A 13994-nucleotide genomic window follows, 5' to 3' on the forward strand; every position below is an offset into this window, starting at 1 on the left:
ATGAACGCCAAAAAACGGCGCCCTTGACCCCGCTCCCCACGACCGCGCCTTACTTCGCCCTTGACACCGCCAACGTCGTTAGAGATTGTCAAGCCTTCCCGCCAACAACAACTCCACCAACAGACACAAAACAAATCACTTACACCCGAAAATAAATCTCAAAAAAGCGCCGATTCACCCCACCCGACCCGCTAAAATAGAACCATAAGACAGAAAAACAGAAAGGCCCCGGACATCCCCGGGGCCTTCACTCTTTAACCCAAACAAAATGAAAACTTTGCAAAGGAGCTAGAAGCCAAGCCACTCATTCCAGACACTTTACAGAACGGACTAAACCAAAGTACCACCCTAAATAACCTGTTTTGAATAGTTTGCATACTTTCCGAGGGGAGGGAGCGATTCTACTTCCTACTCCTACTCCCTGCCGTCAATTAGCCGCCGCAATCAGCCCCACGATCCTGTCCATCGCCTCCCGGTCCACGTTCGAGCGAGGTGTATGCGCGCTCACCATGATCGAGAAGATCACCGTCTTCCCGCTCGCGCAGTCCAGGTAGCCGCTCAGCGCCCGCGCCTCGCCCAGCGTGCCCGTCTTGGCGAAGACGTGGTCCTTCAGCGGTGCCGTCGGGAACCGCTCGACGAGCGACCCGTCCTGGCCCCCGATCGGAAGCGTCCGCTTCCAGTCCGCGAACCAAGGCTGGGTCGAGGCAAACTGCAGCAGCCGAGCCGTCGCCCGGGGAGTCACCAGGTCGTGCCCGCTCAGCCCCGAGCCGTCGAAGAAGACAAAGTCGTCCGGATCGACGCCAACCCGCATCGTCAGAAACGCCCGCACCACCCGCGCCCCATTCACCGTCGAGCCATCGCCCAGCACCGCCGCACCCACGTTGCGCAGAAACATCTCCGCATGCAGGTTCTGGCTGACCTTGTTCGTCACCACCATGTCCTCGATCAGCGCCGGCGAGAGATGCTGCGCGAGCACCGTCTCACCCGCCATAGCCCCGGCCCGTGCCGGAGCGTAACTCTTCGCCCAGTCAAGCCCCGCAACCGGTTCATGCGACGCCTGCATGAATCCGCGCGAGTCCACCGGCAGGCGATGCTTCGCCCGCGCAACGCCCGTCACCACGATGCCCCGAGCCTCCAGCATCGACTTCAGCGCCGCAGCCGCAAACTCCGCCGGGTCCTGGAACGCAACGTCCTCGTCATCAGGATGCGCATCCACCGCAATCGAGCCATAAATGCGCAGCACCCGCGAGCCCACCGCACGGTCCATCTGCACATGGCTACCGCTCTTCGCCGGCCCCGTCACCAGCGCCGTCGTGTCCACCGTGTAGTACGGAAACAGAGGATCGACCGTGACGATCGCGGGCTGCCCCGCCGCCGTGCCCGGCGCAACCTTCACGGCAAGCTGGTTGTCCGTCACGGTCAGCGCGGAGATCGGAGCCCCGTAGCCCCACACCGCATCATCGATCGACCAGTCCTCCGGGTAAGGCTCCCACGGATACAGCGTGTCGTCGCCAACAACGTCGCCGTTCACCACGTTCAGCCCCGTCTTCGCCACCTGATCCGCCATCTCCTCGAGATACCGCAGCGCAGGCGGCCCCGGCGGAGGCGTCTCCCCCGGCGCAACCGTAGGCCGCAGCGCCGGAGGAACATAAGGAATCGGCCGCCCCGAGAGGTTCGCATCGCCTCCCCCGACGATCACGACGTCGCCCGCAAGATTCACCGGCCCGTTGAACTTGCCCCGCGCGACCACCTTCGTCTCGAACGTCGCGTTCGGTCCCATCAGCGTAAGCGCCGTCGCGGTGGTGAACATCTTGGTGTTGCTCGCCGGCTGGAACAACTGCCCCTCGTTCATCGCGTAGATCGGCGCGCCACCCATCGCGGTCACGACGATCCCCCAGTGCGCCCGCGCCACCGCCGGATCGGCCACCACCTCCGCGATCTGCCGCGCCAGCTCCGTGCACGGACCGCCACGCCCGGCCTTCGCAGCCACCGCCGCGTCGCATCCAACGCCCTGCCCCTGTGCCGCCCCCACGCACACGGCCGCCGCCAACATGCCCGCAAGAAACACTCTGTTCATATGCGCGCAGTCTAGCAGAGGAGCGAGTTGCCAGTTGCAGGTTCAAAGGCGACAACCGCACCAGCGGCAACGAACAACTGACAACCTGCAACTAGAATCTCCCCATGCCCTTCGCGCCGCGCCCCACCTACGACTGGCGGCTCCGGACCCGCAGCCTCGCGCTCGGGCGGCGAACCCTCATCATTGGCATCCTCAACGTCACGCCGGACTCCTTCTCCGACGGCGGCCACTTCTACGACGCCGCCTCCGCACCCGAGCGCGCGGTCGCCCACGCGCTCGACCTGCTCGACCACGGCGCCGACCTGCTCGATCTCGGCGGCGAGTCCACGCGCCCCGGCGCCACGCGCCTCTCCCCGGACGAGGAGCAGGCCCGCGTCCTCCCTGTCCTCGAGGCCCTCCTCCGCGAGCGCCCCCGCACCATCGTCTCCATCGACACCTTCCACGCGGCCACTGCGCAGCGCGCCGTCGAGGTCGGAGCCGAGATCGTCAATGACGTATCCGGCGGCCTCTGGGACCCCGCGATGCTCGCCACCCTCGCCAGCCTCGGCTGCGGAGTCATCCTGATGCACACCCGCGGCACCCCAAACGAGTGGCGCACGCAAACCGCGCTCGCCCCCAATGAGGTGATGCCTCTCGTCCTCAGCGGCCTCGAAGACCGCCTCGCCGCCTCTCAAGCCGCGGGCATCTCGCCGGAGAAGATCGTCCTCGACCCCGGCCTCGGCTTCGGCAAGCGCCTCGACGAAAACTATCCGATCCTCGCGCACCTCTCCGAACTCCACCGCCTCGAGCGCCCCATCCTCTTCGGAGCCTCGCGCAAGAGCTTCCTCGCCCAAACCGTCGCGCAGTCACCGTCGCTTGCCGCCGTCCACCAGGCCGCACCGCCGCCAGTCAACGCCCGCCTGAACGCAACAACCGCGGCCAACGTCGCCGCGATCCTAGCGGGCGCCCACATCCTTCGCGTTCACGAAGCCCAGCCAGCCGCCGAGGCCGCCGCGATCGCCGACCGCATCCTTCAGGGATTTGAGTAGTATCCCTGAAGCGTCCGCACGGGAAGACCCGGCCTCGCCACTTTCACCTCTACCTGGTGATAGACATCGCGTTGCTCGCCGTGATCAGGCGCGGGTACGAACGCAATCTCGTAGTACGCTTCCGCATCCTTCACACAACGTCCAAACAGCTCCGTCAGGTCGTTCGAGTTCACCACCAGGCCGCCCGTTTGTGTCGCCAGAACCTGAAGAGCAAGCTTTCCGAAGCCGGCATCGCGCGGCTTCGCCACTCCCTTTACAAAGCTCATGTAGTAGGAGCCATGCATCACCGATTCGTCCGCGCCCACGGGATCCAGCGCATACAGCGTCATCCTTGCAGCGCGAAGCCCGGTCGATAGAGCCACGATATTGGCAAACAGTTGCTGCTGTTGTTTGGGCGTCAACTGGACGACGTTTGGTCCGCTCAGCATCGGCCAACCCGGTGAGATCCAGAACACCATCTTCCTTCCCGGTTGCGCCGCCTCTTGCTGCGCCAGCTGGCGCACCATGTTCAGCGAAAGTTGCAGTCGCTCGTCGGCGCCATAGATTCCGGAAGAGCGCCGGATCGTTCGCAGGCGTACCTCGTAGCTGTCCAGTGCAGCGCTCAGTGAGTTGCCGTCCGTCGAAGGCTGGGGCTGCATCTCCAACCCCTTCTCCGTAAAGAACGCCAACTTTACAGGATGGGCGAGATGTCCACCATTTGCGTGGAGAAATCGCGCGATCTGATCTCGCTCGGCTGCGACGATCGAGAAGCTCGTATTCACTGCGTCGACGACAACAAGCACTTCGACCGGAGCTTTTTCGCCACCCAGCGCCTCAAACGAGGCGATCGGCTGCGCCACTTTGTTGTCGAGCACGGTGAAGTCTTTCTGCTCGAGTCCAGCTACGGGCGCTCCTCCGTTTGTCGAAACGACAGCGTCCAGATAGATCTTTCCGTTGGTCTCCGAAGCCGGAGTCTCCTGCTTCGTCTGAGCTAGTACAAATGAGGAAAGGAAGGCAAAAACAATAGCGCCAAGTCTGGTTCCAGTGGTCATAGTCTCCTTTGCTCTCGATAACGGCCAAACGCCCGAGCCCTGTGCTGCAACACGTGGATAGACGTTTGAAACACGCTGAAAGCCTCCGTTCTCCTCAAGCACGCAAGAGAATCCGGTGGCCTGATTACCAGACCACGCAGCGCTCTGCATCCGGACGGACCATCGCCGATCCGGCCTTGCAGCCGAAGGTCTCCGCGAACGGCGGATAGTTCGAGAGAGGCCCGAGGACTCGGAACTTCGCCACCGGGTGCGGGTCTCCCTGCACCATTCGCTTCTGGGTCTCCGGACGAGTCTCGTCGCCGCGGAACTGTCCCCAGGCGATGAAGAACTGCTGATCGGGAGTGAAGCCGTCGATGGTGGGCGCCGGCGGCTTGTTCTTGAGCGATTTCTGGAAGGCGAGGTACGCGATCTTCACTCCGCCCAGGTCGCCGATGCTCTCGCCCAGTATCAGCTTGCCGTTGATGTGAATGCCATCGCCGATGGTGTAGCTGTCGAACTGATGGGCGACGCACGCTGTCTTCGCCTGGAACTGCTTCAGGTCCTCCGGGCTCCACCAGTTCTGCAACCGTCCCTGCGCGTCGAACTGCGCGCCCTCGTCATCGAAGCCGTGGCTGATCTCGTGGCCGATCACAACGCCGATTGCTCCGTAGTTCACTGCATCCGTCACATCGACGCTGAACGCAGGAGGCTGAAGGATGCCGGCAGGAAAGACGATCTCGTTCAGCAGCGGGTTGTAGTAGGCGTTGGAGGTCGGCGGAGTCATTCCCCACAGGTCACGATCGACAGGCTTGCCGATCTTCGCATGATCGTCGGCGGTCTGGAACCGTTCTGCGGCGAGGACGTCCGCGAAGTATCCATTGCGAGTGATGGCGACGCTGGAGTAGTCCTTCCACTTGTTGGGATATCCGACTTTGACGTTGATGGTGGAGAGCTTTTCGACCGCCTTCTTCTTGGTCTCCGGCGTCATCCACTCGGCGCCTTCGATGGTGTCGTGCATCGCGGCGAGGATGTTGGTGACCATCTCGGTCGCGCGAGCCTTGGCCTCGGGCGGGAAGTAGCGCTTGACGTACTCCTGGCCGAGCGCCTCGCCGAGCAGCGCATCGGTCTGTTCCGCGCAGCGCGTGGGCCGCGGCTTCAGCTCGCCCACTCCACTCAGCTGCTTCTGATAAAAGGCGAAGTTGGCATCGACGAAAGGCGTGGAGAGACTGTCAGCGTAGTCGTGCAGAAGGTGCCAGCGCAGGTAAGTCTTCCACCGCGGAATCGGTGTGCTGCTGAACTGGCGCTCGACCTCCTTCATGAACTCCGGTTGTTCGACATTCAGGTCGGCAGGATTGATCTTTGCGCCTCGGTAGTAGGTCGTCCAGTCGAAGTGTGGGGTGAGCTGCTGCAGCTGGGCGAAGGTCATCTTGTGGTCGATATTGACGGGGTTGCGCAAGGCGACGTTGTCGAGCGAGGCCTTCGCCAGCGCGGTTTCCATTGACATCACCGTCTCCGCTGCGCTCTTTGCCTCGGCCGGCGAGGAGCCCGCCAGCTCGAGCATCTTCGCAACATGGACAAGGTATCCCGCGCGAGCGTCCACGAAGCGCTTCTCCGGCTTGAGGTAGTAGTCGCGGTCAGGCAGACCGAGGCCGGATGCGCCTACATCCGCGATGACGTTCTGCGGCGCGTGTGGATCGGGCGTCGAATAGAGGTCGAACGGAACCTGCACGCCGATCTCCTGCAGCGCGATCACTGCGGCCTCCAGGTCAGCCGCAGTCCTGATTGCGGCAATCTGCCGGAGCATCGGCTGCAACGGGTTGATTCCGGCTGCATCGATGGCCTTCTGGTTGGTGCAGGCGGTGTAGAAGTCGCCTGTAAGCTGCGCGGGAGTGCCCTTCGTCGCGGGGTGGCTCGAGATATCGTCGAGGATGATCTTCAGCTGATCCTTGTTTGTCTCGCCGGCCTTCCACCGCCGGCTCCACCGGTCCATCGAGTTGGGGATGGGATTCTGTGCGCGCCACGTGCCGTTGGAGTACTCGTAAAAGTCATTGCATGGGTCGGCATTGCGGTCGAGATCCGCCGTTTCAATTCCCTTCAGGCTGGTCGACTGGGACAGGCCAGCACTGGCAAAGGCTGTAGCGAAACAGAAAAGAACAAACGCGTGCGCACACACTTTCTTCATAGTCACCTCAGGATTCGAAACGGATGTGGGCGAGGATTATACGTACGGCGCGTGGAAATGTAACGTTTCTCCTCGCTTCTGGCAATGCTATTCTGTGGCGAAGGAAAAACGAAATGTCGACTGCCCTGATTGCCTGCCAGATCGTGACTCTTGTCGTTGTCCTCATGCTTCTGCTACGCAGGCAGCAGGCTCCGGCGGTCGATCCCCGCCTTGCCCTGCTTCCCGAGCAGCTTACGCGGCTGGACGCTCGCAACCAGGCGTTGGACGAGCACATTCGGAGCGCATTCGCCCAGATGCGAGCCGACATTGCTGCCGAGGCACAGCGGACTCGTGAAGCGAGCGCCACCGACTTCGGCTCGCTACGGACCGAGGTGACCCGCAACATCGCTGAGCTGAGCCAGATTCTTCAGAGTGGCCTCAATGGATTCCGCGCCGACAACAAGAACTCTGACGAGCTTCTACGGAATGCGGTTCAGAAGCAGATGGAATCCATGAGCCAGCAGATTTTGCGGTTCACCTCAGACACCAATCGTCAACACAGCGATCTGCGTGAATCGCTCAACAACAAGCTCAATGAGCTGATGACGAGTAACACCGCTCTGCAGAATCAGCTTCGCGAAGCAGTCGAGCAGCGGCTCGACAAGCTCAACGCCGACAACTCGACGGAGCTTGAAAAGATGCGGAAGACCGTGGACGAAAAGCTGAACGACACGCTGCAGACGCGGCTGACGGAGAGCTTCGGCCAGGTTACCGACCAGCTCAACAAGGTGCATACCGGGCTCGGCGAGATGACCAAACTATCGGATGGCGTCAACGACCTGAGCCGTATCTTCACAAACGTGAAGTCACGTGGCGGGTTCGCCGAGGTCCAGCTCGGTATGCTGCTGGAGCAGATGCTTGCGCCCAGCCAGTTCCTTCGCAACGCAAAGGTGAAGGATGGTTCCCTTGAGGCCGTCGAGTTCGCGGTGCGGTTTCCCGGGCACTCCGGCGAGACTCTGCTGCCGATCGACGCCAAGTTTCCACGCGAGGACTGGGAGCGCCTGGAGGCTGCCTATGAGAGCGGCAATGCGGAGCAGATCGCCGCGGCAGGCAAGGCCTTTGAGGCAGCGATCCGTACCGAGGGCGACCGCATCTGCTCGAAGTACATCAACCCGCCGCGCACGACGCCGCACGCGATCATGTTCCTTCCCACCGAGGGTCTTTACGCCGAGGTGATGCGCCGCGACGCTCTGCAGGCCGAGGTGCAGTCCAAGTGTCGCGTCACCATCGCCGGGCCAAGCACGCTCTCCGCCATCCTCACCAGCTTTCAGATGGGCTTCCATATGCTCGCCATCCAGGAAAAGGGGGACGAGGTATGGAAGGTGCTCGAAGGCACGAAGAAGGAGTTCGGCAACTTCGAGACACTGATGACGAAGATGGAGTCTCAGGTTGGCACCGTGCAGAACACCATTCAGAAGCTCGGCGTCCGCACCCGCGCGATCAACCGCACCCTGCGCGAGGTCGGTGAGACCGAGAAGCGACTTCCCGGAGCGTTTATTGACTTCGACCAGGCGGCGGGAATCACTACCTTCCTCGCGGCCTCAACGGACGATGAGGACTAAAGGTTTCCATCCGGCCTATCGGCCCGCCATCGGCTTCTGCTTCATGGGCTTGCAGGCAAGCGGAACATTGGTCATCTGCTTCGCGAAGACCCTGTAGCTTACCGTCCCCGGCCGCAGCGTCGACCAGTATCCCGTCTGCGACAGCAGCGGCTTCTTCTGATCGATGATCTGGTTCTCCAGGATCTTCACCCCGCACTCCAGGTTGTTCTTGGGCTGGAGGATCGTCTTGCCGGGATCTTCGGCGGGCAGCGTCTTGTCGTGCTGCCAGTCGAAGTCGCACCCATAGCGCTGCTGGTCCATATAGGTCAGCTGCAGCAGGCCCTCGCTGCGCACGGCGCGGCCGGTCACCTTGTCGGTGACCGCGACTTCCGGCTCGGTGTGGCGCACGCGCGTCGTCGGCTTCAGCCCGGCCTCCGCCCCCGCCAGGGCCTGGAAGAAGTACGCCCAGAAGGCGCGCTTGTCCGCCTCATCCATCTCGTAGAATCTCGGGCAGAATCTCCGCACATCGCGTGGAACCTTGTGCGAGACCATCTCCGGTGGAATCGCCAGTTCCACGATCTTGTCCCACTCCACTTCCCAGTGCGTCGGGTGGCCCAGCTCCACCTTCTTGGCAAGAATCGGCGTCGCCGGCGCCGGCTTCATCGGAGGCGCGGCCGGACCCGGGGAGGGCTCAGCGTCCGCCTTCTCCCGCCTTCCGCATCCCTCCAGAAGACCCAGCGAAAAAAGGACGCAGACCGCCACGACCCCAGACCATCCGCTCCATCTCCTGCCAGGCATAGGCGACGCGCTCCCCGGCCCCATACCACCGTTAGAGGCGCTCGATCGTCCCCGCGTCTTCCTTGCCCGCGAAATATTTGTCCAGCGCCTGGCTGAAGACCAGGTCCTCCTCCGAGATCTCCGCCGCCTGGGCGAACAGCGTCATCGACAGAGTGGAACTTCAGGTTGTCCGGATACCCAAAGATCTCCTCCGCCGTCCTGTCCTTCAACTCCAGCACGATCTGCGTCGCCTCCCGCAGCCTCGGGCCCAGCACCGGATGCTCCAGGTACGCCCTGGCCTCCTCGATCGACGAGATCGCATAGCGCACCGCCATCTCGCTCGACCCCAGCCCCTTGATCTGCGGAAAGATGAACCACATCCAGTGCGTCCGCTTCCTGCCCGCACGCAGCTCCGCGCAGGCCTGCTCGTAGACGCTCTCCTGCGCACGGACAAACCGCTCCAGCTCGTACCCGTCTCGTCCACCCATCGCCTGCCTCATCGTCGCACCTCGCCAGAGGAGTCTACCGACAGACGCGCCAACGCGGTAACTCTCTCTGCCTGCGTCGGGGCAATCCGCACAAAACAAGGCGACGCCCGGGTTGTCTCCAACACCCCGCCCCTGGCCGGGTGTGCCCGCTATTCGGCCAGCCCCTCCCGGAGGAAAGTGTCCCCCCACACGCGCCGCGCTTTGCTTTACACTCACAAAGGCGCTCAGTATTCTTGAGTTTTATGGCAGGATGTTCCTTCATCAGGCCCACCACTTGGACTTTGCCCCTTTGAACGTAAGACAGGAGACACACATGGCAGCAGTAGATGAAAAGGTAAAGCAGATTATCGTCGAGCAGCTTCAGGTCGATGAGGCCGAAGTCACCCCGGGCGCAAGCTTCCAGGAGGACCTCGGTGCCGACTCCCTCGACGTGGTCGAGCTCGTCATGCAGTTCGAAGAGGCCTTCGATCTCCAGATTCCCGATGAAGATGCCGAGAAGATCAAGACCGTCAAGGACGCCATCGACTACATCGAGAAGAACCAGAAAGCGGCGAAGTAGCAATGATTGAGCGTCGTGTCGTCGTAACCGGCCTCGGACTAATCTGCGGGGTCGGAAATACTGCGTGTGAGGTCTGGGAAGGTCTCATGGCCGGCAAGAGCGGAATGGCCGAGATCACCGCCTTCGATCTCACCGGGCATACCGTCCGCCTCGCCGCCGAGGTCAAGAACTTCGACCCGTTAAAGTTCGTGGAAAAGAAAGAGTCCCGCAAGATGGGGCGCTTCATCCACTTCGCCCTCGCTGCCTCCGAAGAGGCCATGAAGCACTCCGGCCTCACCGTCACCGACGAGATATCCGACCGTGTCGGCGTTCACATCGGCTCCGGAATCGGCGGCTTCGATGTCATCGAGCGCGAGCACACCGCCCTGATGAACGGCGGCCCCCGCAAGATCTCGCCCTTCTTCATCCCCGCCACCATCATCAACCTCGCCGCCGGACACGTCTCCATCAAGTACAACGCCAAGGGACCGAACGAGGCCACTGCCACGGCCTGCACGACCAGCGCGCACTCCATTGGCGACGCCTACCGCATCATCCAGCGCGGAGACGCCGACGTGATGATCGCTGGTGGCACCGAAGCCGCCATCACTCCCATGGGAGTCGGCGGATTCGCCGCCATGAAGGCGCTCTCCACGCGCAACGACGACCCCACCCACGCCTGCCGGCCCTTCGACAAGGATCGCGACGGCTTCGTGGTCGGCGAAGGCGCGGGAATCCTCATCCTCGAGGACCTGGAGTTCGCAAAGGCTCGCGGCGCGAAGATCCTTGCCGAGGTCATCGGCTACGGCCTCTCCGCCGACGCCTTCCACATGACCGGCATGGCCCCCGAGGGCGAAGGCTGCTCCCGCTCCATGAGCCACGCCATCAAATCGGCGAAGATCTCTGCCGACGAGATCGACTACGTCAACGCCCACGCTACCTCCACCCCGCTCGGCGACGCGCTCGAGTCGCAGGCCATCGAGAACGTCTTCGGCGACCGCGCCAAGAACGGCACCCTGCTCGTCAGCTCCACCAAGTCCATGACCGGCCACCTTCTCGGCGGAGCCGGCGGACTCGAGGCAGGCATCACCATCATGGCCATGCAGCACCAGATCGCTCCCCCCACGATGAACCTCGTCGAGGCCGACCCCCAGTGCCGCCTGAACTACGTCCCCAACAAGCCGCAACCCGCGAAGATCGACATCGCACTCTCCAACTCGTTCGGCTTCGGTGGAACCAACGGCTCGCTCGTCTTCAAGCGCTGGACGGAGTAGCACCTCCGTTCAGCCGGAGAGCCTCTCTGGCCGCACTGGTAAAGTGCGCTGATTTGACAGCCCCCGAAAAAAGGCCCACACTCGCGGGCATGCGACTAGCCATTCTTTGTCTCGCCGCATCTGCGCTCCTGCCATCACTGAGCCGGGCGCAGGTGCCCACTTTCGTAATCACGCAGGAAAACAGCACCATCACCTTTCACGTGAAGGCCTCGGTCGATCTGACCGGTAAGTTCGAAAAGTGGACTGCCACGCTGAAGTTTCCGTCGACCGACGTGACGACGGGCGTTCTGGACGTTCAAATTCAGGCAGCGTCCGTAAATACCGGAAGCGGCATGAAGGATGGCAAGCTCAAGAGCAAAGACTTCTTCAACGTCGAGCAGGACCCCCTGATCACCTTCCGCTCCACCAAAGTCGTTCAGACCGGCCCGGAGACCTTCGACATGCCGGGTACGTTTACGATTCGCGGAGTCTCGAAACCCGAGACCCTCACGTTCACGGCCGAGGGCAAAGGAACAGGTGCGGGCTCGATTAAAGGGACGATGGCATTCGACCGCAAGGAATTCGGGATGAATAGCGGCATCCCGTTCATCAAGATCGCAGACCGGGTCGAGGTGACTGTTGACCTCCACGGAAAGCGCGTCAGCGGCCCACCGCTCGTCTTCAAACAATAGCCCTGTCTTCTCAACCATCCATTCCGCACGTCCGCAGCACGCGTTATAAAGGTTCTAGTGATGAACCTTCGCCTCTGTCTCGCCTTCCTCCTCGCCACATCCTTCGCCCGCGCCGACGTCTCCCTCCCCAAAGTCTTCTCCAGCCACATGGTTCTTCAGCGCGAGATGCCGATCCACATCTGGGGATTCGCCTCGCCCGGGGAGAAGGTCGCTGTCGACTTCCACGGCTCCTCTGCCTCCGCAACCGCCGACGACCTCGGCCGCTGGAGCGTCTACCTGCCCGCACAGCCTGCCGGTGGCCCCTTCACCCTCACCGTCCGCGCCGCCAACACCGTCACACTCGACGACATCCTTCTCGGCGACCTCTGGCTCGCCGCCGGCCAGTCCAACATGGAGATGCCGCTCGCCGGCTTCCCCAGCGCTCCGCTCAAGGACAGCGAGAAGGAGATCGCCGCCGCCAACCACCCGCAAATCCGCCTGCTCCTCGTCGACCGCGACACCTCCGAGTACCCTCTCGACGACGTGAAGAGCGCCAAAGGCTGGTCGGTCTGCACGCCCGAGAACGCGCGCAACTTCTCCGCCGCCGCTTACTTCTTCGCCCGCGACATCCAGGAGCACCAGCACGTCCCCATCGGCCTCATCGACTCCACCTGGGGCGGCACTCCTGCCGAGGCATGGGTCTCGCTCACCGGCCTCTCCGCCGACCCCGGACTGATGCCCCTCTTCGCCGCCCGCGCCGACCGCATGACCCGCGAGGCCGAACTGCAGCGACTCGACGCCGTCGCCCAACAGGCCCTCGCCGAGAGCAGGACGCCTCCAAAGCAGGGCTACCACCCCAACCCGCTCTCCTACCAGCCCGCCGCGCTCTTCAACGCCATGATCGCGCCCTTCACCCCGCTCCCCATCCGCGGAGTCATCTGGTACCAGGGCGAGACCAACGCCAGGCTCTCGACCGTCGAGATCTACAATCGCGTCTTCTCCGAACTCATCCAGGACTGGCGCCACCAGTGGCGCCAGGGCGACTTCCCCTTCCTCTTCGCGCAGATCTCCGGCTACCAGAGCACGCCTGAGGAGAACTGGGGCCTGCTCCGCGACGCCCAGCGCCGCGCCCTCTCACTCGCCAACACCGGCATGGCCGTCACCATCGACGTCGGTAACCAGACCAACGTACACCCAGCCGACAAGCAGACCGTAGGCGCGCGCCTCGCGCTGCTGGCCCGCAGCGACGTCTACGGCGAAAAGGTGACTGCCTCCGGCCCGCTCTTCCGCCTCGCATACCCCGAAGGCAACACCCTGCACGTCTGGTTCGACTACGCCGAAGGACTCACCACCCACGGTGCCGCGCCGCAGGGCTTCGAGATCGCCGGAGCCGACGGCCGCTTCGTGCCAGCCACCGTGCGCATCGAGGGCAACTCCATCGTTGCCACCAGCCCCACCATCCCCGAGCCCCGCTACGTCCGCTACGCCTGGCCCAACTTCCCGGCCAACAATCTCTCGAACGGCGCGGGACTCCCAGCCTCCACCTTCACCTCATACCCCGAGCCCTAGCTGTGACTAGCTCGTCGCCACCGCGATTCCGACACTCACCAGCAGCCCGAACACCCACCAGCCTATGACGACCACCGCCGCCTTGCCTCGCGGAACCTTCGCCACGATCGCCGTGCCGAGTATCAGCAACACCAGCACCCAGATCCCGATCACGTCGACGAAGCCCAGCGCCGCCTTCAGCCACGGCGGCGCATCCGGCATGAAGTACGCGAGATTCGTCCCCACGGGATTGCGCATGTCGTACGCATCCGCGTTGCCGCCGAACAGCAGCGTCAGGATCGTCAGCAATCCCGTTAGCAGCCGCGGCAGCCCCGCATACATCCACACCGCGAACATCTGCCCATACGTCGTCCGCGCGCCCATACCGAAGTTGATGCTCGCCCAGTACAGCAGCGCGCCGATCGCTACAAAGATCAGGATGAACACAAACGACGCGTAGCTGGAGTAGCGATACCCGATCGCCATCCCATGCAGCCGTTGCGCCCTCTCCTCCGCCGTCAGGTTATTCATCGCCTCTTCCTGCTTCGCGTTCTGATGAACCTGATTCTCCGCCACGCGCTCGAAGCCCACCTGCTTGTCCACCACCACCGTCACGCCCAGCGTCACGATCACCATCAGCACAAACGGCAGCCACCACTTCGCGCTGCGCAGAATATCCGTAAACGTCTTCGAGGGAGCGACAAACACATCCACCACACGCTCCACCTCGCTCAGCCCCGCTCCCTGCTCCACAAGCGAATCACTCATCGCACTCTCCCGCAGCGATTTATCTGAAAACAGCGCTGCCGGATTGTAGCCCGCGCGGCTCAGCCGAGAAACAA

General features: G+C 62.9%; 12 protein-coding genes. 6 read left to right on the forward strand and 6 right to left on the reverse strand.

Translation table 11 applies throughout. From position 1 onward, the window contains the following. Positions 1–427: 427 nt before the first annotated feature. A complete protein-coding gene (dacB, locus tag Q363_RS00005; RefSeq protein ID WP_035346812.1) occupies positions 428–2077 on the reverse strand; it encodes a D-alanyl-D-alanine carboxypeptidase/D-alanyl-D-alanine endopeptidase in 1650 nt (549 codons plus the stop codon). A gap of 104 nt (positions 2078–2181) precedes the next feature. Between dacB and folP the strand changes: the two genes are divergently transcribed. Beyond that, positions 2182–3105 carry a dihydropteroate synthase gene (gene folP, locus Q363_RS00010; RefSeq protein ID WP_035346814.1) on the forward strand — a complete coding sequence of 308 codons (924 nt, stop codon included), beginning with the start codon at positions 2182–2184 and terminating at the stop codon, positions 3103–3105. Here the strand turns inward: folP and Q363_RS00015 are convergent. Then, on the reverse strand, positions 3090–4136 hold the full coding sequence (locus Q363_RS00015; RefSeq protein WP_035346816.1) for a VWA domain-containing protein: 1047 nt from the start codon (positions 4134–4136) through the stop codon (positions 3090–3092). The genes folP and Q363_RS00015 overlap by 16 nt on opposite strands. A gap of 124 nt (positions 4137–4260) precedes the next feature. Beyond that, on the reverse strand, positions 4261–6297 hold the full coding sequence (locus Q363_RS00020) for a M13 family metallopeptidase (RefSeq protein WP_035346818.1): 2037 nt from the start codon (positions 6295–6297) through the stop codon (positions 4261–4263). 113 nt (positions 6298–6410) lie between these two features. Here Q363_RS00020 and Q363_RS00025 point away from each other — a divergent pair, with 113 nt between their 5' ends. After that, positions 6411–7898 carry a DNA recombination protein RmuC gene (locus Q363_RS00025; protein WP_035346821.1) on the forward strand — a complete coding sequence of 496 codons (1488 nt, stop codon included), beginning with the start codon at positions 6411–6413 and terminating at the stop codon, positions 7896–7898. Positions 7899–7913: 15 nt separating this feature from the next. Here the strand turns inward: Q363_RS00025 and Q363_RS00030 are convergent, their stop codons facing one another. Together Q363_RS00030 and Q363_RS46015 are read right to left on the reverse strand one after the other, a co-directional pair. Beyond that, on the reverse strand, positions 7914–8540 hold the full coding sequence (locus Q363_RS00030) for a hypothetical protein (protein ID WP_281175955.1): 627 nt from the start codon (positions 8538–8540) through the stop codon (positions 7914–7916). Next, positions 8537–9142 carry a DUF1810 domain-containing protein gene (locus Q363_RS46015; protein ID WP_425387617.1) on the reverse strand — a complete coding sequence of 202 codons (606 nt, stop codon included), beginning with the start codon at positions 9140–9142 and terminating at the stop codon, positions 8537–8539. Before Q363_RS46015 ends, Q363_RS00030 begins: the two co-directional genes overlap by 4 nt. Positions 9143–9455: 313 nt before the next feature. On the opposite strand from Q363_RS46015, the gene Q363_RS00040 reads away from it, so the two are divergent. From Q363_RS00040 to Q363_RS00055, 4 genes are all read left to right on the forward strand, one after another. Continuing rightward, complete coding sequence (locus Q363_RS00040; protein WP_035346823.1) at positions 9456–9701, forward strand: acyl carrier protein; 246 nt, start codon at positions 9456–9458, stop codon at positions 9699–9701. Positions 9702–9703: 2 nt separating this feature from the next. Then, the gene (gene fabF / locus Q363_RS00045) at positions 9704–10954 is read left to right on the forward strand and encodes a beta-ketoacyl-ACP synthase II (RefSeq protein ID WP_035346828.1); all 1251 of its coding nucleotides are present in this window, start codon (positions 9704–9706) and stop codon (positions 10952–10954) included. A gap of 152 nt (positions 10955–11106) precedes the next feature. Beyond that, positions 11107–11625 (forward strand): YceI family protein, encoded by a 519-nt coding sequence (locus Q363_RS00050; protein ID WP_035346830.1) that lies wholly within the window; start codon positions 11107–11109, stop codon positions 11623–11625. Between the two features lie 60 nt (positions 11626–11685). Beyond that, the gene (locus Q363_RS00055; protein WP_035346832.1) at positions 11686–13173 is read left to right on the forward strand and encodes a sialate O-acetylesterase; all 1488 of its coding nucleotides are present in this window, start codon (positions 11686–11688) and stop codon (positions 13171–13173) included. 6 nt (positions 13174–13179) lie between these two features. Here the strand turns inward: Q363_RS00055 and Q363_RS00060 are convergent, their stop codons facing one another. After that, complete coding sequence (locus tag Q363_RS00060) at positions 13180–13920, reverse strand: YIP1 family protein (protein WP_035346835.1); 741 nt, start codon at positions 13918–13920, stop codon at positions 13180–13182. Positions 13921–13994 lie beyond the last annotated feature (74 nt).

The organism is Edaphobacter aggregans DSM 19364, assembly GCF_000745965.1.
Classification (GTDB): Bacteria; Acidobacteriota; Terriglobia; order Terriglobales; family Acidobacteriaceae; genus Edaphobacter; species Edaphobacter aggregans.

Coding starts and splice junctions, on each gene's coding strand:
- Q363_RS46015 (WP_425387617.1), bottom strand. CDS start 9,142: ATGGGTGGACGAGACGGGTACGAGCTGGAGCGGTTTGTCCGTGCGCAG.
- Q363_RS00060 (WP_035346835.1), bottom strand. CDS start 13,920: ATGAGTGATTCGCTTGTGGAGCAGGGAGCGGGGCTGAGCGAGGTGGAG.
- fabF (WP_035346828.1), top strand. CDS start 9,704: ATGATTGAGCGTCGTGTCGTCGTAACCGGCCTCGGACTAATCTGCGGG.
- Q363_RS00040 (WP_035346823.1), top strand. CDS start 9,456: ATGGCAGCAGTAGATGAAAAGGTAAAGCAGATTATCGTCGAGCAGCTT.
- Q363_RS00025 (WP_035346821.1), top strand. CDS start 6,411: ATGTCGACTGCCCTGATTGCCTGCCAGATCGTGACTCTTGTCGTTGTC.
- Q363_RS00015 (WP_035346816.1), bottom strand. CDS start 4,136: ATGACCACTGGAACCAGACTTGGCGCTATTGTTTTTGCCTTCCTTTCC.
- Q363_RS00055 (WP_035346832.1), top strand. CDS start 11,686: ATGAACCTTCGCCTCTGTCTCGCCTTCCTCCTCGCCACATCCTTCGCC.
- Q363_RS00030 (WP_281175955.1), bottom strand. CDS start 8,540: ATGAAGCCGGCGCCGGCGACGCCGATTCTTGCCAAGAAGGTGGAGCTG.
- folP (WP_035346814.1), top strand. CDS start 2,182: ATGCCCTTCGCGCCGCGCCCCACCTACGACTGGCGGCTCCGGACCCGC.
- dacB (WP_035346812.1), bottom strand. CDS start 2,077: ATGAACAGAGTGTTTCTTGCGGGCATGTTGGCGGCGGCCGTGTGCGTG.
- Q363_RS00020 (WP_035346818.1), bottom strand. CDS start 6,297: ATGAAGAAAGTGTGTGCGCACGCGTTTGTTCTTTTCTGTTTCGCTACA.